Here is a 24,641-nt window from a genome sequence, read left to right on the forward strand (position 1 = left end):
CCCGCTGCGCCCGCGATCTGTTTTCTTGCCAAGGCACAGCGGTTCCATTTTCGCCCATTGGGCGTCTGTCAGTACGAAGCGATCCATACAAGCTTTGAATCATATGCAGATGCTTGAAAAAAGCATAATTCCCAACAGGCCCTGAAAAAATCTTCACCAAAAACTTTTATTTCTTATCCATCAGTCTGTCCGGGGGTGTCAGCCCAGATCATGCTCCCATGCATGTTCGCGGGTGATCTTTACCAGATCGGTGGCGGATACCGCACGTGAGATGAAGAAGCCCTGGATATAATCCACGCCCAACTGGGTCGCGATGTCGAACTGCTTGCGTGTCTCTACCCCTTCGACCGTCACCGACAGGCCAAACCCGTGCCCAAGCCGGATAAGGGCGGCAAGGATGTCGCGATCCTGTTCCCGCGTGTCGATATAGCGCACAAGGCTGCGGTCGATCTTCAGCGATTTCAGCGGCAGGTTCTTCAGTGTGGACAGCCGCACGCTGCCATGGCCGAAATTGTCCAGCGCAAGGCCGAACCCGTCTTCGGCCAGCGACTTGAGGCGCAACTGGCTCTTTTCCGCGCGACGCCCCTGCAGCATATGTTCCGTCACCTCCAGCATGAAGGTGCTGGGATCCATCTTCAGGTGCTTGATCTCGCTCAGCAGGTCCACCTGCTGGTCGAGGCTGAGCAGGTCGAGATGTGACAGGTTCACCGCCAGGCGCAGGTTCGGCAGGCCCGCCTTCTTCCACATGGCGATATCGTCGTGGAACGACTGCACCAGATGGGTCTCCATCTCCTGCGCCAGTCCAGAATCGGCGAACACATCGGTGAATGCCCCGGCCGACAGCAGTCCACGCTGCGGATGGTGCCAGCGCATCAGGGCCTCGGCCTGTTCGATCTGCCCGGTGTGGCAGTTCAGGATGGGCTGGTAATAGACCTCGAACTGGTTCTGCTTCACGCCCGCGCGGGCTTCCTTGAGGATCTTGGCGCGTTCCAGCGCGGTCTTGTGCAGGCTGGCGCTGAACATGCGCGCCTGCTTGCCGCCGGCCTGCTTTGCGGCATACAGCGCCACGTCGGCGTTCTTCTGCACGTCTTCGAGCGTATCGGTCGCCGTCAGCGGGGTTGCCCCGATACTGCCGGAGACACGCACGACGGCCGATTCAAGGTCGATCGGCTCCTCAAGCAGCGCCTGAAGGCGGGTCAGGATGGATTCGAGGGAGTTTTCCTTCAGGCTCTTGTGCAGGATGATCGCGAATTCATCGCCGCCCAGCCGGCTGGTCGCTTCCTCCGGCCCGACAAGTTCGACAATGCGCCGCCCGATCGTGCGCAGCACGATGTCACCCGCATGATGGCCGTGGATGTCATTGATCTGCTTGAACCCGTCAAGGTCGAACATCACCAGCACGCGTTCCTCCGCGCTGGAGTGCTTGCACTGTTCCAGCGTGGCGATCAGGCTGGCGTTGAACCCGCCACGGTTCAGCAGCCCGGTCATCGTGTCGGTCGCGGCCTGGATCTTCAGCCGCTCCTTGGTGTTCATCAGTTCGGTGATCTCGAACCGCGCGGCGACAAAGCCGATGATGTTCCCGTCCGAACCGTGGTGCGGGATGATCGTGGTCGCCACCCAGTAATGGCTGCCGTCCTTGGTGCGGTTGCAGATGTTCCCGTGCCATGTCCGTCCGGAATAGATGGTGCGGTACATGTCACGGAAGAACGCATGCGTATGCACGCCGGAATTGAGGATCCGGTGCGTCTGCCCCAGCAGTTCCGAACGCGCATACTGGCTGACGTCGCAGAACTTCTGGTTGACGTAGGTTATGACGCCATTCCTGTCGGTGACGGCGACAATCAGGACATTATCGACGACATCAGCCCAGAAATCGGCATCTTCATGTGTAAGGGCCCTGAGTCGGTCGTCGTGTCTGGCGGACATATAAAACCTCGGAACAAAGCGAAACGCTGGAATGGTGCCTTAACTTTTAATTCGATTTGTTTTTTTCCGATACCGTCTTTGCCTTGCCCGTCGGGTCGGCCAGGTTCTTGATGGTGCGGCGCTGGCGCACCCACTGCTCCAGATCCTTGGGCGCCAGAGGCTTGGCGAACAGGTAACCCTGCATCACGTCGCACTTCAGCTCCTCCAGCAGGCGGCGCTGCTGCTCGGTCTCCACGCCTTCGGTCACGACCGTCATGCCCAGGCGCGACCCGATGCCGATGACCGCCATGGTCACGGCCTGCGCGTTGGTGTCGTGCTCGAAATCGTTGATGAAGCTGCGGTCGATCTTGATTTCCGTCAGCGGCAGGCGCGTCAGGCGCGACAGGGAGGAATAGCCCGTGCCGAAATCGTCCATCGACAGCCCCGCGCCAAGGTTGCGGATGGCCTGCAGCACTTCTTCGGTGTCGCTGCTGCTGTCCATCATGACGCTTTCGGTGATTTCCACCGTCAGGCGGTCGGGCGTCAGCTTGTAATGGTCAAGCAGGTTGGAAATGTATTCCGGCAGCGCGCGGTTGCGGAAATGCACCGCCGACAGGTTCACGGCCACGGTGGGGACATGGATGCCGTCCTTGTCCCACTGCACCATCTGGCGGCACGATTCCTGCAGGGACCAGCGGCCGATGGCCTCGATCTGGCCGGTTTCCTCCGCCACCGCGATGAAGCGGGAGGGGAAGATGTTGCCAAGGTGCGGGTGATGCCAGCGCGACAGCGCCTCCACCCCGCACAGTTCGAGCGTATGGGTGCGCACCTGTGGCTGGTAATGCAGGTTCAGCGCCCCGCGCGCCAGCGAATCCCGCAGCGCGGAGCCGAGCACCAGGCGGTCCTGCGCCACCTGGTTCTTTTCCGAATTGGCGAAGCGGTAGGTGCCGCGCCCGTCGATCTTGGCCTGCCGCATCGCCACGTCTGCGTTGCTGAGCAGGGATTCGCTGTCGGGGCCGTTGTCGGGGAAGGTGCTGATGCCGACACTGCACGAGATGGTCAGCGTGTTCTGCCCGATCTGCATCGGCTTGGCGATGGTCGCGATCAGCATTTCCGCGAACTTGATCGCATCGTCATTGCGGCAGTTGGGCACGGCCACCACGAACTCGTCCCCGCCGGAACGGCTGACGATGTAATCGTCCTTGGCGATGGAGCGGATGCGCTGCGCGATCTCGACAAGGAACTGGTCGGCATAGACATGGCCGAGCGCGTCGTTGATGTCGCGGAAGCGGTCGATGTCGAGCATGAAGATCGCGAAGTGGTGGTTGCCCTCCTGCTTGGCGATCATGCCCTCGAGGACCTTGTGCACCGAAGAGCGGTTCAGCAGGCCGGTCAGGGAGTCGAAGTTCGACAGGTGTGAAATATGCTGCTTGGTCGCGTTCTGCTCGAACGCCAGCGCGCAGAAGGGGATGCATGAATCCACGATGCGCTGCGGCCATGAATTGTGGCGTGCGTCATCGCGCGAATACAGCGCGAAGATGCCCGAGACCTCTCCCGTCTGGGTCTTGACCGGGGTGGAGAAGCACTGCTGCAGCCCCAGCGAAATCCCCAGCGAGCGGTAGCTGTCCCATACCAGTCGGTTGGCCTGCTTCGGGTCCGCGCGCAGCTTTTCCATGGCGGAGGGGGAAAGCTGCACCGTCTCGAGTGCCGCGCGGAAGCGCTTGGGCAGTGTGGGCGAGGACAGCACGCGCAACTGCCCGTCGGGCATGATGAGCATCAGGACCGCCACCGCGCCGGGCACGAACCCTTCGACCCGGCGGCACAGGAGGTCGGCCACGTCCTGGATCAGCATGTCACTGGCGAGCGCCTGCAGCACGTCGTTCTGCAGGATCAGGATCTTGCGCTGCTGGCTTTCGTTGGTGACGTTCTTCATCACCCCCATGTAGTAGATGCGGCCTTCGCCGGTCAGGACCTTGGAAAGTGACAGTTCCCCGCAGATATATTCCCCGTCCGAGCGGGAGAATTCCACCTCCCGCGAGGTGCCGACGATCTTGCTGACGCCCGTGCGGCGGTTGGTGTCGATGAAGCTGTCATGGTCCTGGCGGTGCTGGAGCGGCACGAGTGAACTGACGTTCTTGCCAATCACGTCCTGCCGGGGCAGTCCCCAGAGGTTTTCGGCAGCCTTGTTGAAAAAGATGACGTTGTTCTTGTCATCAATAATCACTGTCGCATCAATGGCCTGCTCAAGTGCCGACAAGAGGACTTCAGCGCTTAGATGGGACTTGCTCATCATCAACCTCAGGGGGAGAAAGGAAAAAGGATCATAGGGCCTGCGGATCTGAAAGTCATGTCTCGCCACCGCGCAGGGGTGCCCATGCGATGTCAGGCGTGCCGGTATCCATAATCAAGGCAGGCTGTCTGTTTCAGATATGAAATAAAAACAATGGAAAGATGAGTAATTTTTTCAGAGTAAAGATGCATTTATAGTCTATGTTTATGAAATTGGACAATACAGGCTTATTTGTTTCTATCAATTCGTATCGTGATGTGCATAGGGATGTTTTCTGCAAAAAGACAAATAAATCTTATGCCCCCTAATTGACATCGGGTGACAGGCCCGCGTCTGCGGTCCCAGCGTAACCAGCAGATGCTAACGAAAGGTTAGGGGCAGGCGCGATGCGCGTGCGTCAGTGGGCCGGCGGGAACGGCGCGAACGCATGACGCAAACTGTTGATAAATAACGTCCCAGAGGAAGGATATCCTTTGGCGGATTGCAGGGCGGCCCCCTGCGTGCGGCCATCGACATGCGATGACGGCAGGGGGCAGAAAAACCGGCCCATACCGGTTCAGGCGTTTCTGATCTGAAAAGTTTTGAAAGAATGCTGGTTTTTTGAAACGGGATGGCGCGCGGAGACTGTAGCGACCGGTTATTTCGAACCGGCTTTCTGCTTTTTGTCCGGTGTGCAGGAGGCCCCGGCGCAGCCACTGCATCCGCCACACCCGCCGCCGGTCCGCGGGGTCGCGCGTCGGGCCGCGATGGTGCGCCAGCGTTCGGGTGCGCCCATGCGCTGCAGCGTGGCTGCAATCATGCCCCATGCCGACAGGCGCGCGCGCGGGAACAGCCGTCCCGTCCAGTACAGGGCACATGCCACGACGGCGCAGGCCACAAGGATCGACTGGATCATGCCCCCGCCCTCAGAACAGCAGCGCGAGGCGGTAGGTCAGCAGCGCCATCACATAGGCCAGCGCGAACAGGTAGCCCGCCGTGATGGCGACCATGCGCCACGATGCGGTTTCACGCCGGATGACCGCAAGGGTCGCGACACATTGCGGGGCATAGACATACCACGCCAGCAGCGACAGCGCGGTCGCGACACTCCAGTGCGCGGGCAGCAGTTGCCCCAGCATCGCCGCCTGGTCCGTATCGGCGCCCGCATCCCCGATGGCATAGACGGTCGCAAGCGCGCCGACCGCGACCTCGCGCGCCGCAAGGCCGGGGATCAGGGCGACGCAGATCTGCCAGTTGAAGCCCAGCGGCGCGAAGACCGGCAGCATCAGGTGCCCGATCCGCCCCGCAAGGCTCCAGTCGATGGCGGGGCCGGTGGCCCCTGCGGGCGGCGCGGGGAAGCTGGACAGCGCCCACAGCAGCACCGTGAGCGAGACGATGGTCGTGCCCACGCGCATCAGGAAGATCCGCGCGCGTTCCGTCAGCCCCAGCAGCAGGTCACGCGGGTTGGGCAGGCGATAGGCCGGAAGCTCCATCAGCAGCGCCGCCTCCTGCCCGCGCCCACCACGCCGCGCGATGCGCGCCACCAGCAGGGCGGACAGGATACCCACCGCATACAGCCCGAACAGCACAAGCCCCTGCATGTTCAGGAACCCCCACACGGCGCGGTGGGGAATGAACGCCCCGATCAGCAGCGTATAGACCGGCAGCCGCGCCGAACAGGTCATCAGCGGCGCGATCAGGATGGTCACCAGCCGGTCGCGCGGGTTCTGGATGGTGCGCGTCGCCATGATGCCCGGCACCGCGCAGGCGAAGCTCGACAGCAGGGGGATGAAGGAACGCCCGCTCAGCCCCGCAAGCGACATGACCGGGTCCAGCAGGAAGGCCGCGCGGGGCAGGTAGCCCGATTCCTCCAGCACGAGGATCCACAGGAACAGGATCAGGATCTGCGGCAGGAAGGTCACGACGCTGCCCGCGCCCGCGATGACGCCATTGACCAGCAGGCTGCGCAATGCGCCTTCGGGCAGCAGGTGGCCCACCTGTTCGCCGATCCAGCCCATGCCCGCGTCGATCCCGTCCATCAGTGGCTGCGCCCAGGCAAAGACCGTCTGGAACATCACGAACAGCAGCACCGCAAGGATCAGTGGCCCCCACACCGGATGCAGCACCCAGCGGTCAAGCCGCTCCTCAAGTTCACTGGAGACCGGATGCGCGCGGGTGACGCAGTCGGCCAGGATACGCCGCACGACGGCATGCAGGTCCGTATCCGCGGGCAGGGGCACGGGCGGCGGCGGCAGTGGCGCGTCAAGCTGTGCCAGCAGGTCGCGCGCGCCATCGCGGCGGATCCCCACGGTGGCGACCACCGGCACGCCCAGTTCGGCGGCAAGGCGGGGCAGGTCGATTTCCATGCCCTTGCGCCGCGCCGCGTCGATCATGTTGAGCGCCAGCACCATGGGACGGCCAAGCTGGCGCATTTCCAGCACGAAGCGCAGGTGCAGGCGCAGGTTCGTCGCGTCGGCCACGCACACCAGCAGGTCGGGCGCGGCCTCCCCGCGATAGGTCCCGGCGCAGATGTCGCGTGTCACCGCCTCGTCCGGGCTTGTGGCGACAAGGCTGTAGGCCCCGGGCAGGTCCAGCACCCGGATGTCGTGCCCCTGCGGCGTGGTGAAGCGGCCTTCCTTGCGCTCCACCGTGGCGCCGGCATAGTTGGCGACCTTCTGCCGGCTGCCGGTCAGCAGGTTGAACAGCGCCGTCTTGCCGCAGTTCGGGTTGCCCACCAGCGCGATGCGCAGGGTGCGGGCCGGGGTGATCATGTTCATGGGTGTGACCCGGGCTGTGGGCCGGGGACGTGGACGATCACGCGCGCGGCCTCGTCACGCCGCAGGGCAAAGCGGGTGAAGCCGATGCTGACCGCGATCGGGTCGCCGCCCATGGGCGCGGTGGCCACGACGCGCACGGGTTCGTCCGGGACGAAGCCGAGTTCGCGCAGGCGGCCCGCCACCGGGTCGGGGTGACTGGCGTCTTCCACCCGATCAATGATGGCCTCCATCCCGCGTGGAAGTTCATTCAGTCGCATCTGTATCTCGCACACATACCCATATGGTATGGCGCGCCCAAAATGAAACAGGCCGGCCCGGGACCTGACAGGTTGCAAAGGGGCCATCCAGCAGTCCCGCCCGGGTCATGGCCCCGTGGATCGTCCCGTGGGCGATCCCGATGGCTGTGACCGGCGGGCATCCCTGCGCACCAGTCGCCGCAGGCAGCCGGCGCGCTGGCGCAGCGTTATGCGCCGGGAACGGGGTTTTTGAAACAGCCTCTAAGAATTAATCTTAATTTTTGGCACCAGCCTTGTCCATCGGCTTCCGGGCCTGTTGTAAGGGACCGCCCGCGCAACATCCCGAAAACCGGCAACGGGGTTTTGGGGAAGCGTTCTGAAAAAGCTTCGAAGGATGCCAGATTTTTGAAAGGAACTGGCCTCATGAAACGCCTGTCCCCGGACACTCACGTCGCACTGGGAACCGTGTTTCGCACCTCAGCCATGCCGTGCCAGCACATGAAAGAACGTGCCGCTGACATTGCCGCGCATCCCCCCCGCCATGCCCCGGTCCTCCCCATTGCCATCGCACAGATCCACCAGCGGCGTGTCGGTGCCGGGGGTGGTGATGGTGGCATAGTGGAATTCGTGCCCGCGCAGGTGCGTGCCCGCAGGCCCCAGCGCGCAGTCATGGCGCAGACGCGCCGCGCGGTAGCCAAGGTTCATCCGCCGCCGCGCGAACGAGGTTTCATGGTCCAGCAGCCCCACCATGGCATGTGTCTGCCCGTCGCGGTCGGTCAGGCTGGCCCCCAGCGTCATGAACCCGCCGCATTCGCCATGCACCCGCCGCGTGCGGGCGAAATGGCGCAGCCCGGCGTGAAAGCGCGTGGCGGCGGACAGGCGCGCGGCATGCAGTTCGGGATATCCCCCCGGCAGCCAGCAGGCGTCGCATTCCCCGTCCGGGGCCTCGTCCGCCAGCGGGGAGAAGAAGCGGATCTCCGCCCCCATTTCGCGCCATCCCATGACCATGTGCGCATACAGGAAGGAAAAGGCGGCGTCGTTGGCCACCGCGATCCGCTGTCCCGGCGGCGGCAGGGCGATGGCGGGCGTCCCCGGCGGGGTGTACGCCCCCGCCGCCAGCGCCAGCAGCGCGTCAAGGTCGAGGTCACGCTCCGCCTGCGTCGCCAGTTGCGCCAGCAGGGCCGCAAGCCCGTCATGTTCGCGCGCCTGCACCAGCCCGAGGTGGCGTTCGGGCATGCGCAGGTCGGGATTGCGCATGAACGCGCCCAGCACCGGCAGGCCGATGGCCTCGATCGCGCGGGTCGCCATGGCGCGGTGCCGGGCGGAGCCGACACGGTTGAGGATCACCCCCGCCACGCGCACGCCGGGGTCCAGCCGTGCAAAGCCCAGCGCGGTCGCCGCCGCCGACTGCCCCTGTCCCGATACGTCGAGGACAAGGACGACCGGCAGGTCGAAACGCGTCGCGATGTCCGACGGTGCGCCGCGTGCGCCATCGGGCGTGTCCAGCCCGTCGAACACGCCCATCGACGCCTCCACCACCACCATGTCGGCCGTCTGCTGTGCGCGCTCCATGACCGTGTCCAGCAGGACGGGCGGCATGGTCCAGCTATCGAGGTTGAGGCCGGGGCGGCCGGTTGCGGCCTCATGAAAGGCGGGGTCGATGTAATCCGGCCCGGTCTTGGCCCCGCCCACCCTTACGCCACGCGCGCGCAGGGCGGCCATGACCGCCAGTGTCAGCGTGGTCTTCCCCCCGCCCGAACGGGGGGCCGCGATCATCAGTCCCCGTGCCATCACGCCTGCCATCGTGTGTCCCCACCTGCTACATGCTGTTCCATCATGGTCCCCGCCCATACTGGAACGCCGCGATGACACATACCCGCAACACCCCCGATCCGGCCAGCCTGCGCCGGGGCTGGACCACAGGAAGCTGCGCCACGGCGGCGGCGCGGGCGGCGTGGGTGGCGATGCGGGGTGGCGATTTTCCCGATCCCGTCACCATCACCCTGCCCGCCGGGCAGGAAGTGGCCTTCAGCCTCGCCGCCCATGGCCATGACGGGGCAGGGGGCGCATGGGCGTGCGTCATCAAGGATGCGGGCGACGATCCCGACGTGACGCATGGCGCGCTGGTCCGTGTCGATCTGGCCCCCGCCGCGCCGGGGACGGGCATCACCTTTCGCGCCGGTCCCGGCGTGGGGACCGTAACCCTGCCGGGCCTGCCGATCGCGGTGGGCGAACCCGCGATCAACCCCGTCCCGCGCCGGATGATCCGCACCGCCCTGAACGAAGGGGACGGGCGGGTGCCGGACGTGCAGGTTACGGTTTCGGTCGCCGATGGCGAACGGCTTGCACGCCGCACGCTTAACGGGCGGCTGGGGATTGTCGGTGGCCTGTCGATCCTGGGGACGACGGGCATCGTCGTGCCGTTTTCCTGCGCCGCGTGGATCGACAGCATCCATCGCGGCGTGGACGTGGCGCGTGCCATGGGGCTTGTGCATGTGGTCGGCTCCACCGGCGATGTGTCCGAACGCGCGGCGCGGGCGCTGTACGGCCTGCCGGAGGAGGCGATGATCGAAATGGGCGATTTCGCGGGCGGGATGCTGAAATACCTGCGCCGCCATCCGGTGCCGCGCGTTACCGTGGCCGGTGGGGTCGCGAAGATCAGCAAGCTGGCGCAGGGGTTCCTTGACCTGCATTCACGGCGCGGGCGCGCGGACATGGCCGAACTGGCCCGCGATGCCGCGCGCGCGGGGGCGGATGCGGACCTTGCCGCACGGATCGCACAGACCCATACGGTCGCGGCGGCGTTCACGCTTACGGCAGCAGCGGAGATCGACCTTGGCGCCGTCATCACGCGCCGGGCGTGGGGTGTGGCGCGCGATGTGCTGGCGGGCAGTGGATGCGCCCTCGACATCCTGATGTTCGACCGTGCGGGCACGCTGGTTTCACGTCACGGTCCCCGTCCGGTCGATGAAGACGGATAAAACTGATAGAAGTTTCTGGGTGCCGCCTTTTTCCAAAAAGACGACGTTTCTCGAAGCTTTTTGAAAAAAGCTTCACCAAAAACTTCTTTAGGTTTTTATGAGCGGAAGCGGCGGTGGTAGTCGGGGTTATAGAGCGCGCTTTCGCGGAAATCATGCTGCCCCAGCGCGCGTCCCACCAGCACGAGGGCCGTGCGTTCGATGGGATGTTCCGCAAGTTGCGCGGTAATCGTGCCCAGCGTCCCGCGCAGTACCACCTGGTCGGGCCATGTGGCGCGGGCCACGATCGCCACGGGGCAGTCCGCGCCGTAAATCGGGGTCAGGTCGGCCACGATCCTGTCCAGTGCATGGATCGCAAGGTGGATCGCAAGGGTCGCGCCCGTTGCGCCAAAGGCCCTGAGCGTCTCGGTCTCCGGCATGGCCGACGCCCGGCCGCTGACACGGGTCAGCACGACGCTCTGCGCCACTTCGGGCATGGTCAGTTCACGGCCCAGCACCGATGCGGCGGCGGCAAATGCCGGGACGCCGGGTGTCATGGTCCACGCGATGGCGTGGCGGTCGAGCCTGCGGATCTGCTCCGCCACGGCGCTATAGACCGACAGGTCCCCCGAATGCAGGCGCGCGACATCGTGGCCCGCCGCATGGGCCGCGACATATTCCGCCTCGATCATGTCCAGCGTCATGGGCGCGGTATCCACCAGGCGCGCATCAGGCGGGCAGTGGGCCAGCATTTCGCGCGGGACGATGGACCCGGCGTAAAGGCAGACCGGGCATCGCGCCAGCAGGTCGCGCCCGCGCAGGGTCAGCAGGTCGGCGGCCCCGGGGCCTGCGCCGATGAAATGTACGGTCATGTATGCTCCGTTCGTGCAATGGCGCATGTGACGCGCCGGAAGGCCATGCGCGCCACGACCAGGCGCGCCCCGTCTCCCGCCGCCACAAGGGCGCAGCCTTCGGCGACCGAGGCGACGCCGTGCGCCGCCATAACCCGTGTCGAACGGGTGACGCAACGTGGCTGCGCCGCCAGCAGGTCGGCGTGGGAGACAACGCGCAGCGGCAGGCCCGCCTGTCGCGCCGCCGCGTGCAGAGCGGCGCAGTCGGCGCGGAAATCGGGAATGGCGATCAGTCCGGGCCGGCAGTGCGCCCGGCCGGTGGCCTCATGCAGGAGGGCGAGGATATCGTCCGCGTCGCATCCGCTGCCGCACCCGATGCCCGCCACGCACAGGCCCCCCGCATGCGTCGCCGGTGTCGCGGTCGCGTTCATGCGGCGGGGCGGGTGGCCGCGTACTGGGTGACCGTCATCGCCGGGCGGAAGGCGGACTGCGTGCCGACCTGTTCCACCCGTTCGACGCGCAGGCGCGAAAGGCTGCCGCCCCAGCGCGCATGCGCGGCCAGCAGCGCGGTCTCGCCTTCCAGCGTGACGGCATTGGCCACCAGCCGGCCGCCGGGACGCAGGGCGTCCCATGCCCCCTCCATCATGCCCGGATTGCCGATCCCGCCCCCCACGAAGACCGCATCGGGACGCGGCGTCTGCCGGTCATGCAATGCGGCAAGGGTCTCCAGCGCGCTGCCTTCGACAATGCGCAGCGCAGGCGTGCCCAGCGTCAGTGCATTATGCGCGATGCGTGCGGTACGCTCGCGGTTGCGTTCGATGGTGACGGCACGGTTGGCGGGATGGCACAGCATCCATTCGATGGCGATCGACCCGGCCCCGCCACCGATATCCCACAGCATCTCGCCCTGGCGCGGGGCAAGGGCGGACAGGGTGGCGGCGCGGATCTCGCGCTTGGTGATCTGCCCATCATGGGCGAACATGTCATCCGGCAGCCCCGTTGACAGCGGCAGGACCATCGCGCCGGGTTCGGCCACGACCTCGATCCCCATCAGGTTGAGCGGATTGATCCCCTCCGCCGTGCCCGCCGCCAGCGCGTCCGCGCGCATGTGCACGTGGCGTTCATAAGGACCGCCCAGCGCCTCGAGCACATGGATGACGGAGGGGCCAAAGCCGCGCGCCGTCATCCATTTCGCCAGCGTCACGGGCGAACGCCCGTCCGCCGACAGCACGATCAGGTGCGCGCCGGGCTGCAATGCGGGGGCCACCACCTCCATCGGGCGGCCACAGATCGACAGCACCGTCGTATCCTGCCGCGCCCATCCCATCCGCGCACAGGCCAGCGCGATGGAAGACGGGGAGGGGATGCAGGTCATCTCCCCCACCGGTATGTACCGGCACAGTGTGACGCCGATGCCAAAGCTGAACGGGTCGCCCGACGCCAGCACCACCACGCGCCGCCCGCGCCAGCGCAGCATGCGTTCGATCCCTTCGGATATGCTGGTGGGCCACATCAGCCGTTCGCCACGCATCAGCCCTTCGACCAGCAGCAGGTGCCGCCGTCCCCCCACGACCAGTTCGGCCGAGGCGATCAGTGCCTGCGCCACTTCCGACAGGCCCTCGACACCATCTTCGCCAATGCCGATAACATGCAGCCATGCGGGATGGGTCATTTCAGTCTCCTTGGGGGGTGGCAACGATGCGGGTACTGGTTCTGGGCGGCACGACGGAGGCACGGCTTCTGTGCCGCAGGCTCGAGGCGCCGGGATCCGGTTTCGCGGCCACGCTCTCCCTCGCCGGGGTGACGCGCGCGCCCGTCCTGCCACGGATGGAGGTGCGAATCGGTAGTTTCGGCGGGGTGGAAGGGCTCGCGCACTGGCTGTCGCACAATCGCGTGGCGGCCGTCATTGATGCAACGCATCCTTTTGCCGCGCGGATCAGCGCCAATGCGGTTGCGGCCTGCGCGCGCGCGGGCGTTGCGCTGGCGCGGGTGGAGCGGCCCGCATGGACCCCGTCGCCTGGCGACCGCTGGACCATGGTCCCCGACATGGCGGCGGCCGCGCGCGCCATCGGCCCCGCGCCGCGCCGTATCCTGCTGACGATCGGGCGCAAGGACCTGCTGGCGTTTCGCGACGTGGCGGCATGTGGGCATACGTGGCTGGTGCGCAGTGTCGATGCCCCGGACCCGGCGCTGCTGCCCATGGGGGCGCGCACGATTCAGGCGCGCGGCCCCTTCGACGTGGCGGCGGAGGACGCGCTGCTGCGGCGCGAGGGGATCGACCTGATCGTGACGAAGAATTCGGGTGGCGCGGCAACGGCGGGGAAGCTTGAGGCCGCGCGGGCGCTGGGGATTGCGGTCATCATGGTGGAACGGCCCGCAGTACCCCCCGCGACCGTGGTGGGGGACGTGGAGCATGCCATGGCGTGGCTGCGGTCGCGGGCCATCATTCACGAGGGATCGACCCTGCGCGACGTATAGAGCCATGGCTGCCCCTGCGGGCGCGGGATCAGGTGCGTGCGTTCGCAGCCGATCAGGACCAGCGTGCTCATGTCCACCTGTTCGGGATCGGCATGGGCGAGGTCATGCAGGATGACGCGTTCATCGGGGCGGCCGATGGCGCGGGCAAAGGCAACCGGGACGGTGCCGGGCAGCACGGCGCGCAGCACGTCGAATGCCTCCGCCAGTTGTCCGGGCCGGGCCTTTGAACGCGGGTTGTACAGCGCGATGACGAACCCCGCACCCGCCGCGGCGCGCAGGCGGTCATGCACCACCGCGCGCGGCTTGAGGTTGTCCGACAGCGACATGACGCAGAAATCCCCGCCCAGTGGTGCGCCAAGGCGGGCGGCGGCGGCAAGGACGGCGGACACGCCGGGGATGACCTGCACGTCGATGTCGCGCCATGCGGCGGGACCGTGGTCGATGGCCTCGAACACGGCGCTGGCCATGCCGAACACGCCCGCATCCCCGCCGGAGACGACGACCACCCGCCGTCCCGCCAGCGCCAGTTCCAGCGCATGGCGCGCGCGTTCAAGTTCGACACGGTTGTCGGTAGCGTGGCGCACCACGTCCGGCCCCGCCACGGCGCGCGCGACATAGGGGCCATAGCCGATCAGGTCCGACGCCTGCGCCAGTGCGGCGGCTGCCTGTGGCGTCATCTGGTCCGGCGCGCCGGGGCCGAGGCCGACGATGAACAGGCAGGGCGGGGAAGGGGGAGGCGTCTGGGTCATCTTACACCTGTGCGTCCGGGCACGAGGATGATGGAAAAATACGGCGCGCGTTCGCCCGCGTCCGACAGGGGCATGCAGCGCTGCTGTGCCTGTGTCGCGCGTTCGACATACACCGCCCGCCCGTCGCGCCCGGTGCGGCGCAGGGCGTTGCGCACCTTGGCCATGTTGCGGCCCAGCTTCATGATGACGGCGGCGTTCGCGCGTTCCAGCCACCCACACAGGCTGTCCTCGTCCAGTGTCGCGGGAATGACGCACAGCACGTCATCGCCATGGACCATCGGCACCTGCGCCTGCGACCAGCACCCGGCCATGCCGGTGATCCCCGGCACGATCTCGCAGCGAAAGCGTCCATGCAGGCGGTCAAACACATACATGGCCGAGCCGAACAGGAACGGGTCCCCCTCGCACAGGAGCGCCACGTCGCGCCCGGCGTCGAGGTGGGTTGCGATGTCTTCGGCGCAGCGGTCGTAGAATTCGGCCATCCGCGCGGGATAGCGCGGGTCGCTGACGGGGATTTCCACGGTGAAGGGATAGGCGAAGCGCAGCGCGATGACGTCGGGGGATAGCAGGTCGCCCGCGATTTCACGCGCATGGCCGGTGCGGTCATGGCGGGCGAACCATGCCGCGACCGGGCTTTCGCGCAGGATCCGCGCGGCCCTGAGCGTCAGGAGTTCCGGGTCCCCCGGTCCCATGCCGACAATGGACAGGCGGCCGCGTGCGGGGGCGGTGTTCATTCCGCCTCGCACGCAAGGGCGTTGACGGTGGCTGCCGCCATCGCGCTGCCGCCAAGGCGCCCGCGCACGATGATGAACGGCAGGTCCCCGAATTCGGCCAGCGCCTCCTTCGATTCGGCAGCGCCGACGAACCCGACCGGCATGCCGATGACCGCTGCCGGGCGCGGGGCACCCGCCTCGATCAGTTCCAGCAGGTGGAACAGCGCGGTCGGCGCGTTGCCGATGGCCACCACCGCGCCCGCCATGTCATCGCCCCACAGGTCCAGTGCGGCGGCAGAGCGCGTATTGCCGATCTGTCGTGCGATTTCGGGCGTGCGCGGGTCGCGCAGGGTGCAGATGACGGCATTGTCGGCGGGCAGGCGGGTGCGGGTGACGCCACGGGCCACCATTTCCGCATCGCACAGGATGGGCCGCCCCGCCCGCAGCGCGCCCTGTGCCGCGGCGGTGAAATCGGGCGACATGCGGATTTCGCGTGCGACGTCCACCATGCCGCAGGCATGGATGATACGGACCGCCACGCGGGCCTCGTCCGGGGTAAAACCGCTCAGGTCGGCCTCAGTGCGGATGGTCGCGAAGGAACGGGCATAGATCGCCGCCCCGTCATGGATATAGTCATAAGACCGCGTGGTGCCGGTCATGCCGGTGTTTTCTCCCCGTTCTGGTGTTGTGGTGTATCGGCCGAGGCACGCCCTTCATGCAAGAGGGCGCGTACCTGCGCCACGCCCAGCCCCCGCAGGAGCGGCAGGTCGGCCGCACGCGCATTGCGGCACAGGTCGTAACCCGCCCGCGCCGCCACCAGCGTGATGTCGCAGCGCCCGGGATTCGCGCATCCCTTGGCACATCCCGAGACATGCAGCCGCAGGCCCGAGGGCACGTCGGCGGCCAGCGCCAGTGCGTCCGCACTCACGTCAGCCTCCGTGCAGGCGCAACCCTGCCGCCCGATGCACGCGACGATACGCAGGCACGGGTCATGCGGGTCCGTGACGAACCCGCCGAGGTCCGGTGCAGTGGTACGTCCCGGCAGCACGATGGCCCGCCCCGGTCCCATCCGCAGGACGCCCGTGCCATCGCTGGCGCACCCTTGCGCCAGTTGCGACAGGTCGGCGGCCATCATCCGGCCCAGCGGCGGCGTCACCCCGTAACATCCCCCCGGCAGCGCACCGACCAGCGGCGGCAATGGCGGGGCAGGGCCGTCATCATGGGCCTCGGCCGGGATGCCGGCCTGCGCGAACAGGGTCATGCCGATGTCGCGCCGACGCAGCGGGCGGGCGGTGCCCCCGACCTGCACGAAGGCTTCGGCAAGGCGGATCATCAGGCCGGGGATCGCATCGGGCGCGCAGGCAGCGCGCGCATTGCCGCAGGTGATATGCCAGCGTCCGCCATGGGCGCGCGCGGTGATGTCGGCGCGGATCGCGCCTGCGGGCACGTATCCGCCGCCATCCACCCCCATGACGAATTTCGCGGGCAGCGCGGACAGATGGGTCGCCGCCGCAAGACGCGCATCAAGCGCGCGGGCAATGGGCAGGGTCCGCGCGTCACAGGCCGGGTCCAGCCCCGCCAGCGGCGACACCAGCACCGCGCGCCGCCGTTCGGAGGCGTCCTCCCCCCCCAGTCCGCAGGTGCGCAGTTCGCATGCGAACCGTGGCGCGGTGTCGGGCGAAAAGCCGCGCAGTTGCAGGTTCCCCCGGCTGGTCAGTTCGATGCGCCCGTTGCCAAGGCGTGTCGCGGCATCGGCGATGACCCCCGCCTGCGCCGCCGTCAGTTGCCCCAGCGGCGGGCGCACGCGCACCAGCCAGCCATCGGCGGCCTCCATCGGGGTGTGCAGGCCGGGGCACCATCCGCGTACGGTGGGGGACGTGCTCATGCGTCGGGGTCCAGCAGCATCGCCGCGCTGTTGGAACGTGGCCGCCACAGGCCCTGCCGCTGCGCCTGCGCCAAGCGGTGGCGGATGGCGGCGCGGGCGTCGGGGTTGGCGGTGGCGAGGAAGCGGTCCATTTCCGCATCATTGGCGATCGCGGCAAAGACAAGGTCGAACTGCCGGTCGAAGCGCGCGGGCACGGTGGCGGCGAAGGCGTGCAGGGTCGCCACCCCACGCGCGATTTCCGCCACCCCGCGATAGCCATGGCGACGCATCCCCGCAAGCCACGCCGGGTTGGTCAGGCGACCGCGCACGACGCGCGCGACCTCCTGCGCCGTGGCGCGCAGGCGCGGGGTGTCGGGGCGGGACGTATCGCCATGCAGCATGCGTGGCGTCCGGCCAAGGGCGGCAGCAGCAGCAGCCATGCCGCCCGCATGGGCCGCGATGTCCGGGCTTTCGAGGATGTCGATTTCCGCATGGTCCTGCACATGCAGCATGACGTCGGCGGCCCGGATGCGGCGTTGCAGGGCGTCGTCGTCGCGCGTGCCCTCCCGCGTGCCGCCATAGGTCCATGCCGATCCCGCCATCCACGCGCGGCCAAGGTCGTCACGCCCGTCCCACCCGTCGCGCGCCAGCATGTCCTCGATCCCGGTGCCGTAACACCCCGGCGCCGTGCCGAAGATGCGCGCCGTCGCCCGCAGCCGTGCCGCCCCCGTCAGGCCGCGCACGCCATGGGCCAGCGGGTTGAGGGCCGGGTCCTCGTCCCGGTCGGCGATGGCCTGCACCGCCTGCTCGAACAGGGCGATCTGCCCTGCGAACGCATCGCGGAACAGGCCGGAAATGCGCAACGTCACGTCCACGCGCGGACGGTCCAGCACCGCCATGGGAATGACTTCGATCCCGCGCACGCGGCCCGATCCGCTGTCCCAGACCGGGCGCGTGCCCATCAGCAGCAGTGCAAGGGCCAGGTCCTCGCCCCCCGTGCGCAGGCTCGATGACCCCCACAGGTCGATGATGATGGAAGACAGGTGATCGCCTTCGTCCTGCAGGTGCCCCTCCAGCAGCAGGTCGGCGGCGCGCTGCGCCAGCACCACGGCGGACCGGGTGGGGATGGCGCGCGGGTCCATCGCAAACAGGTTGCGCCCCGTCGGCAGCACGTCGGCGCGCCCGCGCGTGGGGGCGCCCGACGGGCCGGGCGGGACCATGCGCCCGTCCAGTCCCCGCAGCAGGGCGGAGGCCTCCGCCGTGCCGCAGTCATGCAGCCGCTCTTCAAGGTCGGCCGGCGCATCCGCCCCGCAGGCCCGCGCGATGGTGGTCGCGAGTGCGCGGGCATGCGGCGGCGGGCGGCCAAAGACATGAAGCCCGTCGCGGATCTGGAGGTCCTTCACGTCGCACAGATAGGCATCCAGCCGGGCCAGGGCCTCGTCCTCATCCTCGTCCAGGCGCGGGCCGCTTTCGTCGAGCAGGCCGAGGTCCCCCGCGCGTTGCAGGATTTCCCCGCGCAGGATCGCGCCGCGCCTGCGGTCCAGACCGTCGGCGGCGGCATATTCGTCGATCAGCCGTTCCAGTTCGGCGGTGCGGCCATCGCCATGGCCTGCCGCCATGACCGGGGGCGTCATGTGGCCGATGGTCACTGCCCCCAGCCGCCGACGCGCGGTCGCGGCCTCGCCGGGGTTGTTGACGATGAAGGGGTAAAGGACAGGCATCCCCCCCGCCAGAAGCGTGGGCCAGCATCGGGCCGAGGGCGCTGCCGCCTTGCCCGGCAGCCATTCCAGCGTGCCATGCGTGCCCAGATGGACCATCGCGTCGGCCCGCACCCCATGGCGCAGCCACAGGTAGAACGCGACATAGGCATGGCGTGGCGGCGTGTCGGGGTCGTGGTACCCACTTTTGCGGTCCAGCTTCGACCCGCGATCAGGCTGCAGCGCCATCGTGACATGGCCTAGCGTCAGGTGACGCAGGCACAGCGCCCCATCCACCACCGCCGGGTCCCCGGCCGGCGCGCCCCAGCAGGCGAGCAGGGCATCGCGTGCCTCCGGCGGCAGGGTGGCGAACAGGGTTTCATACTGTGCCAGTGTCATGAACGGCGTGGCCGGCGCGCGCGCCAGCAGGTGCGCCAGCGTGGTACTGTCGGGCGGGGTGTCGTGACCCGTGTCGTACCCTTCGGCGCGCAGCAGCGTCAGCAGGACTGACAGGCTGGCGAAACTGTCCAGTCCCACGGCATGGCCCGCCTGCCCGTCGCCACCGCCATCACGCTGTGCGCCGGGATAATCCGACAGGACGATCGCCACCCGCCGCGCGGCGGGCGACAGGTGGGCCAGTCGCGCCCAGCCTTTGGCACGGGCGGCGACGATTTCCAGCCCCGGGGGATAGGGGACATGGCGCGCGGGCAGGCCGGGGGCCGTTTCCTCCTTGAAGGAGATCGGCGCGCCGGGCATCCGCCCGTCAAGTTCGGGCAGCACCACCTGCATCGCAAGGTCCGCCTGCGACAGGCCGCGCGTGCTGTCGCGCCATGCCGCCTGCGTCACGCCGGGCTGCAGCGCCTGGATCACCGGCACATCGGCGATATCGAGGGCGGAGATGTCCGTCTCCTCCCCCCGCGCGGAAAAGAACGTCACGTTGACGATGACATCGGGCGGCGCATCCGTCAGCCAGTCGCGCACCATCGCCGCACATGTCCGGTCCTTGAGCGAGGCGACATAGAACAGGTCCGCCCCGATCCCGTGGCGCGCCAGCGTGTCCGACAGGGCAAGGATGGGGGCGATGTCACCCGCCAGCAGGTGGCTGCGATAGAACACGACGCCCGCGCGCAGGGGCAGCGCCGGGTCCGCCGCGCGCAGCAGGCCGGCGGGTGGCAGGGTTTCGGGCGGGGACGTGTCCGGCGCCGTCTCCGCCATGTCACCCTGACGCGCGAGGCCGGCCATCACGCGCAGGGCGGCGGCCATGTTGCGTGGCCCCCCCGCGCGCAGCAGCGCATCGAGGTGGTCCAGTGTCGCGGCGGGAATGGTCGACAGCGCGGCAAGGCGCGGGTCGGGGCGTGCATCGCCCGCCACCAGCGCCAGCGGGATGCCACCATCGCGGCAGGCGCGCGACAGTTCCTCCACCCCGTAGCGCCAGTATTCCATCCCGCCAAGCAGCCGTACCACCACGCAGCGCGAACGCATGAGGGTATCGGCCACGTACAGGTCGATCGACATGGGGTGGAGCAGGCGCGACAGGCTGGTGATGCGCACCGTGGCGTCACCCGCCGCCCCGGCATCGGCCGCCGCACGCAGGGCCAGCAGGTCGCTGTCGGAAAATGACAGGAACACGATGTCGGCGGGCGCATGGCCGAGGTCTTCGGCCACCGCGTCCTCGTCAAGGCTGCGGACCTCACGCGCCAGGAGATGCATGTGCGTCGTCTCTGTATTTCGTGCTCATGGTCATCGGCTCATGGCGGTTGCAACGGCATCAGGGGCGTTGATGGAAAATAAAAGTTTTCAGACAGTCTTTCAGGCCTGTTGCAGGTCCGCCTCGATCGTAGCGCGCGGCAGGCCCTTCTGCCCGATGATGACAAGGCTGCCGGTGCGCGGCGCGCCTTCGGGCAGGGGACGGTCGAACTGGTGGCGGAAACGGCTGCCCACGCCCTGTACCGCAAGGCGCATCGGCTTGCCCCGCACTGCGGCGAATCCCTTCATGCGCAGGATGTCATATTTTTCCGCCACATGCGCCAGGTGCGTGACAAAGGCGTCGGCGCTGGCCTGTTCGGGGATGGTGGCGACGAAGCTTTCGAAATCGTCATGCTCATGCTCGCCCCCTTCCGCGTCGTGGTGGGAGGGACGGGCCGACAGGTCATCTTCCGCCGCCGCATCCATGCCGAGCAGGACGACGGGATCGACCTGCCCGTCCACGGCATGCACGATCTTGACCGCGCGGGGGATCTCCGCACGGATCTCGCGCTCCACCATGGCGATCTGTTCGGGCGTCATCAGGTCGGTCTTGTTGATGACGACCATGTCCGCCGACAGCAACTGGTCCTCGTACACTTCGGCAAGGGGATTGTCGTGGTCCAGTGACGGGTCGGCCTGGCGCTGGCGTGCAATTTCGTCCGGGTCATCGGCGAAACGCCCGGCGGCGACGGCGGGGCCATCGACCACGGTGATGACGCCATCGACGGTCATGCGCGTGCGCACCGTGGGCCAGCCAAACGCCTTGAGCAGCGGCTTGGGCAGTGCAAGGCCGGAGGTCTCGATCACGATATGCTCCGGCGGCTCGGCCCGGTCGAGCAGGGCCTCCATCGTCGGCAGGAAATCGTCCGCCACGGTGCAGCACAGGCAGCCATTGGTCAGTTCGACGATATCCTCGTCCCGGCAGCCTTCCACCCCGCATGAACGCAGCGTCTCGCCATCAATGCCCAGCGTGCCGAATTCGTTGACGACAATGGCGATGCGCCGCCCGCGCGCCTGCGACAGCACATGGCGCAGCAGCGTCGTCTTCCCCGCGCCGAGGAAGCCGGTGATGACGGTGACCGGCACCTTTGCACGGGCGGCAGGGGCACGGGAGGGGGAGGGTGTGGTCATGAACTTTGCTCCGTCAGGAGGGAGGCGGGAAAACGGCCCAGCACCATGTCCGACAGCGAGGCCGGGCGGCGCGAGGGCATGACGCTGCCGCTGCGTGAGGCGGCATAGGCGGCAAGGTAGGTCATCAGGTCGTCGGCCTTCTCCGGGCCGAGATGGCCGAGCAGCCATCCCCATTTCCCCGGCATGGCGACGATGGCGGTGCAGCCACGGTCGCACGCGGCAAGGCATCTGACCTCATGCACCACGACACTGGTGCCCTGCGCGCGTTCGCGCATCGCCTCGTGCAGGTCGCGCCCGGGTGGTGGCGCGCCGACCGGCAGGCCGCGCAGGCAGGTGACGCAGACATGGATGTGGATGGCAGGGGTGTCGGAACCCGGTGGGGGAAGGGGGACGTCGCCTGTGGTCATTGCACGTTCATCCTGCGCTGTCGTCGCCTCATCCCGGATGGGGGATGTGGACATGGCCGGGGTGCATCGACCGTGCGGCATCACGTACGATGCGCGGCGCGGACATCAGGACGTCATCGCATTCCAGGCACCCCGCCGGACCTGCGACACCAGTAATCGTGCCATGTCCCGCAAGGGCGGGGCATGACGATGATGGCAGGTCTCCTGACTTGTGGCCGGGACAGGGACTGGGGTGTCCGTGCCCGCGCATCCGGCGTCTTCCCGGCCATGGGGGCCAGTGACGTGCCGCGCCATGTCGGACATATGCCGGACACGGGCGACCTGCCGGGCGCTTGACGCCACTTACAGTTGCGGGGGCAGCGACGGCATTGTGTGCGGCGGCCTGCCGCGCCACGCACCGTACTTCCCTGTTTCATCCCTTGCGGGAACCATCACGCGGGCTTTTATACGCCCCCGCCATGCAGAGTCAAAACGCTGCAATCCCCCCTGTTTCACGCACCCGCCATCGGTTGTGGAATGTCAGGACGGTCCGTGTGCATGGCGCGATGTCGAGGGCCGCGAACGCCGCCGCATCCGCGCCAAGCGTCGCCAGCACAAGCGCGCGTATGACCAGCGCATCCGCGACAAGCGCCATTTCCCCGCGATCGGTGGGACAGCATGACAGCCATGCCGCCGCGCGCGCCAGCACGTCGCGCAGGCTTTCGCCCCCCGGTGGGGCGAAGTGCGGGTCCGTGATCCACGCCGCCATGTCCTGTGCGGGCAGGTCACGCAGGGCGCGCCCCTGCCATGCGCCATGGTGGCGCGCGCGCAGGGCGCGGTGGGGCAGGGGCGTGCGCCCGGTCCAGCACCCGACCTGTGTGGCAGCGTCATCGCCACAGGTGACGGGAGTATCCGTACACCAGCGCGCGGCCTGTCCGGGGGGCAGGGCGGGCAGGTCGTCATGGGTGGGAATGATGGCGCGGCGCAGGCAGTCGGGCGCGGGAAGGGACAGGCAGGTCAGGTGCATGGCAGACTTTGGTTTCGTGTGCAGGAGAAGGCGTGTTCTTTTTTTGAAAAAAAGAACCAAAAAACTTCTGTTCTCTTAAGGGATTGTCTGAAAATGCCGTTCGGAAGACATCTGGTGGATTTATAAAGGTTTTTGGTGAAGCTTTTTTCAAAAAGCTTCAGATAACATTGCTTTTTGAAAAAGACGCCACCCAGAACTTTTTATGTTCTCCTCCGTCAGCCCGCGCGACGCAAACACTCTGCGTTCTTGCATCCACAAAGGGAAGTCATGGTTCCCTGCCACCGACCATGCATGCCCGCTGCCCGGTGTGAAGCGTTTGCCGATGGTCGTGAAATCGGTTAGTCGGGGATCACGACTGATCAGGGAGTGCATTTGCCATGAACCACACATCTTCCGTCCTGCCCACGGGCGGCCTGTCCTCCGCACCTGCCGCGATTCCGGTTCGTGACCTGCTGCCCTGGGCGGCGTTCGGCCTCGTGATCGCGTCACTGCTGCTGTATTTCGTCGGCGCGGAACAGGGCGCGACCTCGCTGGTGTCGGGACATTATGTCCATGAATTCGTCCATGACGGACGCCACCTGCTCGGCTTCCCCTGCCACTGATCCGTTCCGGCGCCTGCCTGTCCTGACGCCCGTGCGGGTGTCAGGACGGTGCGGGCCTACCCCTCGCGCGTGTTGACGACGATGCGGCCGCGGATGTTGCCCGCAAGCAGTTGCGGCGATGTCGTGATCGCCTGTTTCAGGGTGATCTCCGCGCAGATCGAATCGACCAGTGCGGGGTCGAGGTCACGTTCCAGTCGTGCCCATGCGGCCATGCGCTGCTCCCGCGGGCACATCACGCTGTCGATCCCGCGCAGGGTAATGCCACGCAGGATGAACGGCGCGACCGTCAGCGGCAGGTCCATCCCCGCCGCCAGTCCGCACGCGGCGACAACGCCGCCGGGCCGCATGCTGGCGCACAGCGCGGCAAGCACCTTTCCCCCTGCGACATCAATGGCCCCGCTCCACCGTGCGCTCTGTAGCGGGCGGGGGGTATAGGTCAGGGCCGAACGTCCCACGACCTCGGCCGCGCCCAGCCCGCGCAGGTAGTCCGTCAGGCTGTCACGTCCGGTCACGGCCACCACCCGATATCCCAGACGCGCCAGCAGGGCGATGGCGATGCCGCCCACGCCGCCCCCCGCCCCGGTCACGACGATGTCGCCATCGCCGGGGGTGACGCCCCCCTTCTCCAGCGCCATGACACACAGCATCGCGGTATAGCCGGCCGTGCCGATGCCCATGCACTGCCGCGCGGAAAAGCCACGCGGGCGTGGCAGCAGCCATTTGCCATGCACGCGCGCCATCTGCGACAGGCCACCCCAATGCTCCTCCCCCAGTCCCCAGCCATTGGCGATCACCTGGTCGCCGGGGCGATGGACGGGGTCGTCCGAGGCGAGGATTTCCCCCGCCAGGTCGATGCCCGGGATCATGGGGAAACGCCGCACCACCGGGCCACGCCCGGTAATCGCCAGCGCGTCCTTGTAATTGAGGGAGGAATAATCGACGCGTACCGTGATTTCGCCTTCTGGCAGGTCGGCGGGGTCAATGCTGCGTACGCTGGCGCGCGATCCCGCGCGGGTCTTGTCGATCATGATGGCGTTGAACATCGGCGCGCTCTCCGGCGGGTCATGGCAGGCAGGGATGTTCCCCTGTCCAGATTGCGGTCCGTAACCTGTGGCGGATCAGGATAAAACGAACAGATATCAATAAGTTGTACAATTTCAGGAGAGGTCGTCCGCCGCGCCCCGTCCGCACATGGGGGCCGTGTGGGCACGCGGCCGCCGGGCGTGCGGACGCGCGATAGGCGCAGGTTTTGC

The 24,641-nt window shown here is 67.4% G+C and carries 21 protein-coding genes and 1 riboswitch; of the genes, 3 read left to right on the forward strand and 18 right to left on the reverse strand.

The window, feature by feature from the left end; all coding sequences use genetic code 11:
• Window positions 1-198 precede the first annotated feature (198 nt).
• The 6 genes from HNH97_RS12145 to HNH97_RS12170 all read right to left on the reverse strand — a co-directional run bounded on the left by HNH97_RS12145 (window position 199) and on the right by HNH97_RS12170 (window position 8,978).
• Window positions 199-1,926: a putative bifunctional diguanylate cyclase/phosphodiesterase gene (locus HNH97_RS12145; RefSeq protein WP_171791052.1), complete on the reverse strand. Its 1,728-nt coding sequence runs from the start codon at window positions 1,924-1,926 to the stop codon at window positions 199-201.
• Between the two features lie 46 nt (window positions 1,927-1,972).
• Window positions 1,973-4,195 (reverse strand): EAL domain-containing protein, encoded by a 2,223-nt coding sequence (locus HNH97_RS12150; protein ID WP_171791076.1) that lies wholly within the window; start codon window positions 4,193-4,195, stop codon window positions 1,973-1,975.
• Window positions 4,196-4,832: 637 nt separating this feature from the next.
• Complete coding sequence (locus tag HNH97_RS12155; protein ID WP_110913116.1) at window positions 4,833-5,090, reverse strand: DUF6587 family protein; 258 nt, start codon at window positions 5,088-5,090, stop codon at window positions 4,833-4,835.
• Between the two features lie 10 nt (window positions 5,091-5,100).
• Window positions 5,101-6,951 carry a ferrous iron transporter B gene (gene feoB, locus HNH97_RS12160; RefSeq protein WP_171791053.1) on the reverse strand — a complete coding sequence of 617 codons (1,851 nt, stop codon included), beginning with the start codon at window positions 6,949-6,951 and terminating at the stop codon, window positions 5,101-5,103.
• Window positions 6,948-7,208 carry a FeoA family protein gene (locus tag HNH97_RS12165; RefSeq protein ID WP_171791054.1) on the reverse strand — a complete coding sequence of 87 codons (261 nt, stop codon included), beginning with the start codon at window positions 7,206-7,208 and terminating at the stop codon, window positions 6,948-6,950. Before HNH97_RS12165 ends, feoB begins: the two co-directional genes overlap by 4 nt.
• 456 nt (window positions 7,209-7,664) lie before the next feature.
• A complete protein-coding gene (locus tag HNH97_RS12170; protein ID WP_407716797.1) occupies window positions 7,665-8,978 on the reverse strand; it encodes a cobyrinate a,c-diamide synthase in 1,314 nt (437 codons plus the stop codon).
• A 74-nt stretch (window positions 8,979-9,052) separates the two neighbouring features.
• Here HNH97_RS12170 and HNH97_RS12175 point away from each other — a divergent pair, with 74 nt between their 5' ends.
• Window positions 9,053-10,168: a cobalt-precorrin-5B (C(1))-methyltransferase gene (locus tag HNH97_RS12175; protein WP_171791055.1), complete on the forward strand. Its 1,116-nt coding sequence runs from the start codon at window positions 9,053-9,055 to the stop codon at window positions 10,166-10,168.
• Window positions 10,169-10,263: 95 nt separating this feature from the next.
• On the opposite strand, the gene cobM is transcribed toward HNH97_RS12175, so the two are convergent.
• From cobM to cbiE, 3 genes are read right to left on the reverse strand one after another with little or no spacing between them, the layout of a single operon-like run.
• Window positions 10,264-11,016: a precorrin-4 C(11)-methyltransferase gene (gene cobM, locus HNH97_RS12180; protein ID WP_171791056.1), complete on the reverse strand. Its 753-nt coding sequence runs from the start codon at window positions 11,014-11,016 to the stop codon at window positions 10,264-10,266.
• The gene (locus HNH97_RS12185) at window positions 11,013-11,426 is read right to left on the reverse strand and encodes a cobalamin biosynthesis protein (protein ID WP_244949418.1); all 414 of its coding nucleotides are present in this window, start codon (window positions 11,424-11,426) and stop codon (window positions 11,013-11,015) included. Before HNH97_RS12185 ends, cobM begins: the two co-directional genes overlap by 4 nt.
• Window positions 11,423-12,667 carry a precorrin-6y C5,15-methyltransferase (decarboxylating) subunit CbiE gene (gene cbiE / locus HNH97_RS12190; RefSeq protein WP_171791057.1) on the reverse strand — a complete coding sequence of 415 codons (1,245 nt, stop codon included), beginning with the start codon at window positions 12,665-12,667 and terminating at the stop codon, window positions 11,423-11,425. Before cbiE ends, HNH97_RS12185 begins: the two co-directional genes overlap by 4 nt.
• 26 nt (window positions 12,668-12,693) lie before the next feature.
• On the opposite strand from cbiE, the gene HNH97_RS12195 reads away from it, so the two are divergent.
• Window positions 12,694-13,473, forward strand: a complete 780-nt coding sequence (locus tag HNH97_RS12195; protein ID WP_171791058.1) for a cobalt-precorrin-6A reductase — start codon at window positions 12,694-12,696, stop codon at window positions 13,471-13,473.
• Here HNH97_RS12195 and cobJ read toward each other — a convergent pair.
• The 8 genes from cobJ to HNH97_RS12235 form a co-directional block, all read right to left on the reverse strand.
• On the reverse strand, window positions 13,443-14,222 hold the full coding sequence (gene cobJ, locus HNH97_RS12200) for a precorrin-3B C(17)-methyltransferase (protein ID WP_171791059.1): 780 nt from the start codon (window positions 14,220-14,222) through the stop codon (window positions 13,443-13,445). The genes HNH97_RS12195 and cobJ overlap by 31 nt on opposite strands.
• Window positions 14,219-14,956, reverse strand: coding sequence for a precorrin-2 C(20)-methyltransferase (locus HNH97_RS12205; RefSeq protein WP_171791060.1), 738 nt, complete (start codon window positions 14,954-14,956; stop codon window positions 14,219-14,221). Before HNH97_RS12205 ends, cobJ begins: the two co-directional genes overlap by 4 nt.
• On the reverse strand, window positions 14,953-15,594 hold the full coding sequence (locus HNH97_RS12210; protein WP_171791061.1) for a precorrin-8X methylmutase: 642 nt from the start codon (window positions 15,592-15,594) through the stop codon (window positions 14,953-14,955). Before HNH97_RS12210 ends, HNH97_RS12205 begins: the two co-directional genes overlap by 4 nt.
• A complete protein-coding gene (gene cobG / locus HNH97_RS12215; RefSeq protein ID WP_171791062.1) occupies window positions 15,591-16,820 on the reverse strand; it encodes a precorrin-3B synthase in 1,230 nt (409 codons plus the stop codon). Before cobG ends, HNH97_RS12210 begins: the two co-directional genes overlap by 4 nt.
• Entirely contained in the window at window positions 16,817-20,206 is a 3,390-nt protein-coding gene (gene cobN / locus HNH97_RS12220; protein WP_171791063.1) for a cobaltochelatase subunit CobN, read from the reverse strand. The genes cobG and cobN overlap by 4 nt, the downstream gene beginning before the upstream one ends.
• 99 nt (window positions 20,207-20,305) lie before the next feature.
• Window positions 20,306-21,373 (reverse strand): cobalamin biosynthesis protein CobW, encoded by a 1,068-nt coding sequence (cobW, locus tag HNH97_RS12225; RefSeq protein WP_171791064.1) that lies wholly within the window; start codon window positions 21,371-21,373, stop codon window positions 20,306-20,308.
• Complete coding sequence (locus HNH97_RS12230) at window positions 21,370-21,780, reverse strand: DUF1636 domain-containing protein (RefSeq protein ID WP_171791065.1); 411 nt, start codon at window positions 21,778-21,780, stop codon at window positions 21,370-21,372. Before HNH97_RS12230 ends, cobW begins: the two co-directional genes overlap by 4 nt.
• A 177-nt stretch (window positions 21,781-21,957) precedes the next feature.
• Window positions 21,958-22,228, reverse strand: a riboswitch (cobalamin riboswitch).
• A gap of 18 nt (window positions 22,229-22,246) precedes the next feature.
• Complete coding sequence (locus tag HNH97_RS12235) at window positions 22,247-22,786, reverse strand: histidine phosphatase family protein (protein ID WP_171791066.1); 540 nt, start codon at window positions 22,784-22,786, stop codon at window positions 22,247-22,249.
• A gap of 377 nt (window positions 22,787-23,163) precedes the next feature.
• On the opposite strand from HNH97_RS12235, the gene HNH97_RS12240 reads away from it, so the two are divergent.
• The gene (locus tag HNH97_RS12240; RefSeq protein ID WP_110913128.1) at window positions 23,164-23,388 is read left to right on the forward strand and encodes a CbtB domain-containing protein; all 225 of its coding nucleotides are present in this window, start codon (window positions 23,164-23,166) and stop codon (window positions 23,386-23,388) included.
• Between the two features lie 56 nt (window positions 23,389-23,444).
• Here HNH97_RS12240 and acuI read toward each other — a convergent pair whose 3' ends face one another.
• Window positions 23,445-24,431 carry an acrylyl-CoA reductase (NADPH) gene (acuI, locus tag HNH97_RS12245; protein WP_171791067.1) on the reverse strand — a complete coding sequence of 329 codons (987 nt, stop codon included), beginning with the start codon at window positions 24,429-24,431 and terminating at the stop codon, window positions 23,445-23,447.
• Window positions 24,432-24,641: the final 210 nt, after the last annotated feature.

The sequence above is a fragment of the Gluconacetobacter entanii genome (assembly GCF_013155425.1).
Taxonomy (GTDB): Bacteria; Pseudomonadota; Alphaproteobacteria; order Acetobacterales; family Acetobacteraceae; genus Novacetimonas; species Novacetimonas entanii.

Coding starts and splice junctions, on each gene's coding strand:
- HNH97_RS12145 (WP_171791052.1), bottom strand. CDS start 1,926: ATGTCCGCCAGACACGACGACCGACTCAGGGCCCTTACACATGAAGAT.
- HNH97_RS12150 (WP_171791076.1), bottom strand. CDS start 4,195: ATGAGCAAGTCCCATCTAAGCGCTGAAGTCCTCTTGTCGGCACTTGAG.
- HNH97_RS12155 (WP_110913116.1), bottom strand. CDS start 5,090: ATGATCCAGTCGATCCTTGTGGCCTGCGCCGTCGTGGCATGTGCCCTG.
- feoB (WP_171791053.1), bottom strand. CDS start 6,951: ATGAACATGATCACCCCGGCCCGCACCCTGCGCATCGCGCTGGTGGGC.
- HNH97_RS12165 (WP_171791054.1), bottom strand. CDS start 7,208: ATGCGACTGAATGAACTTCCACGCGGGATGGAGGCCATCATTGATCGG.
- HNH97_RS12170 (WP_407716797.1), bottom strand. CDS start 8,978: ATGGCACGGGGACTGATGATCGCGGCCCCCCGTTCGGGCGGGGGGAAG.
- HNH97_RS12175 (WP_171791055.1), top strand. CDS start 9,053: ATGACACATACCCGCAACACCCCCGATCCGGCCAGCCTGCGCCGGGGC.
- cobM (WP_171791056.1), bottom strand. CDS start 11,016: ATGACCGTACATTTCATCGGCGCAGGCCCCGGGGCCGCCGACCTGCTG.
- HNH97_RS12185 (WP_244949418.1), bottom strand. CDS start 11,426: ATGAACGCGACCGCGACACCGGCGACGCATGCGGGGGGCCTGTGCGTG.
- cbiE (WP_171791057.1), bottom strand. CDS start 12,667: ATGACCCATCCCGCATGGCTGCATGTTATCGGCATTGGCGAAGATGGT.
- HNH97_RS12195 (WP_171791058.1), top strand. CDS start 12,694: ATGCGGGTACTGGTTCTGGGCGGCACGACGGAGGCACGGCTTCTGTGC.
- cobJ (WP_171791059.1), bottom strand. CDS start 14,222: ATGACCCAGACGCCTCCCCCTTCCCCGCCCTGCCTGTTCATCGTCGGC.
- HNH97_RS12205 (WP_171791060.1), bottom strand. CDS start 14,956: ATGAACACCGCCCCCGCACGCGGCCGCCTGTCCATTGTCGGCATGGGA.
- HNH97_RS12210 (WP_171791061.1), bottom strand. CDS start 15,594: ATGACCGGCACCACGCGGTCTTATGACTATATCCATGACGGGGCGGCG.
- cobG (WP_171791062.1), bottom strand. CDS start 16,820: ATGAGCACGTCCCCCACCGTACGCGGATGGTGCCCCGGCCTGCACACC.
- cobN (WP_171791063.1), bottom strand. CDS start 20,206: ATGCATCTCCTGGCGCGTGAGGTCCGCAGCCTTGACGAGGACGCGGTG.
- cobW (WP_171791064.1), bottom strand. CDS start 21,373: ATGACCACACCCTCCCCCTCCCGTGCCCCTGCCGCCCGTGCAAAGGTG.
- HNH97_RS12230 (WP_171791065.1), bottom strand. CDS start 21,780: ATGACCACAGGCGACGTCCCCCTTCCCCCACCGGGTTCCGACACCCCT.
- HNH97_RS12235 (WP_171791066.1), bottom strand. CDS start 22,786: ATGCACCTGACCTGCCTGTCCCTTCCCGCGCCCGACTGCCTGCGCCGC.
- HNH97_RS12240 (WP_110913128.1), top strand. CDS start 23,164: ATGAACCACACATCTTCCGTCCTGCCCACGGGCGGCCTGTCCTCCGCA.
- acuI (WP_171791067.1), bottom strand. CDS start 24,431: ATGTTCAACGCCATCATGATCGACAAGACCCGCGCGGGATCGCGCGCC.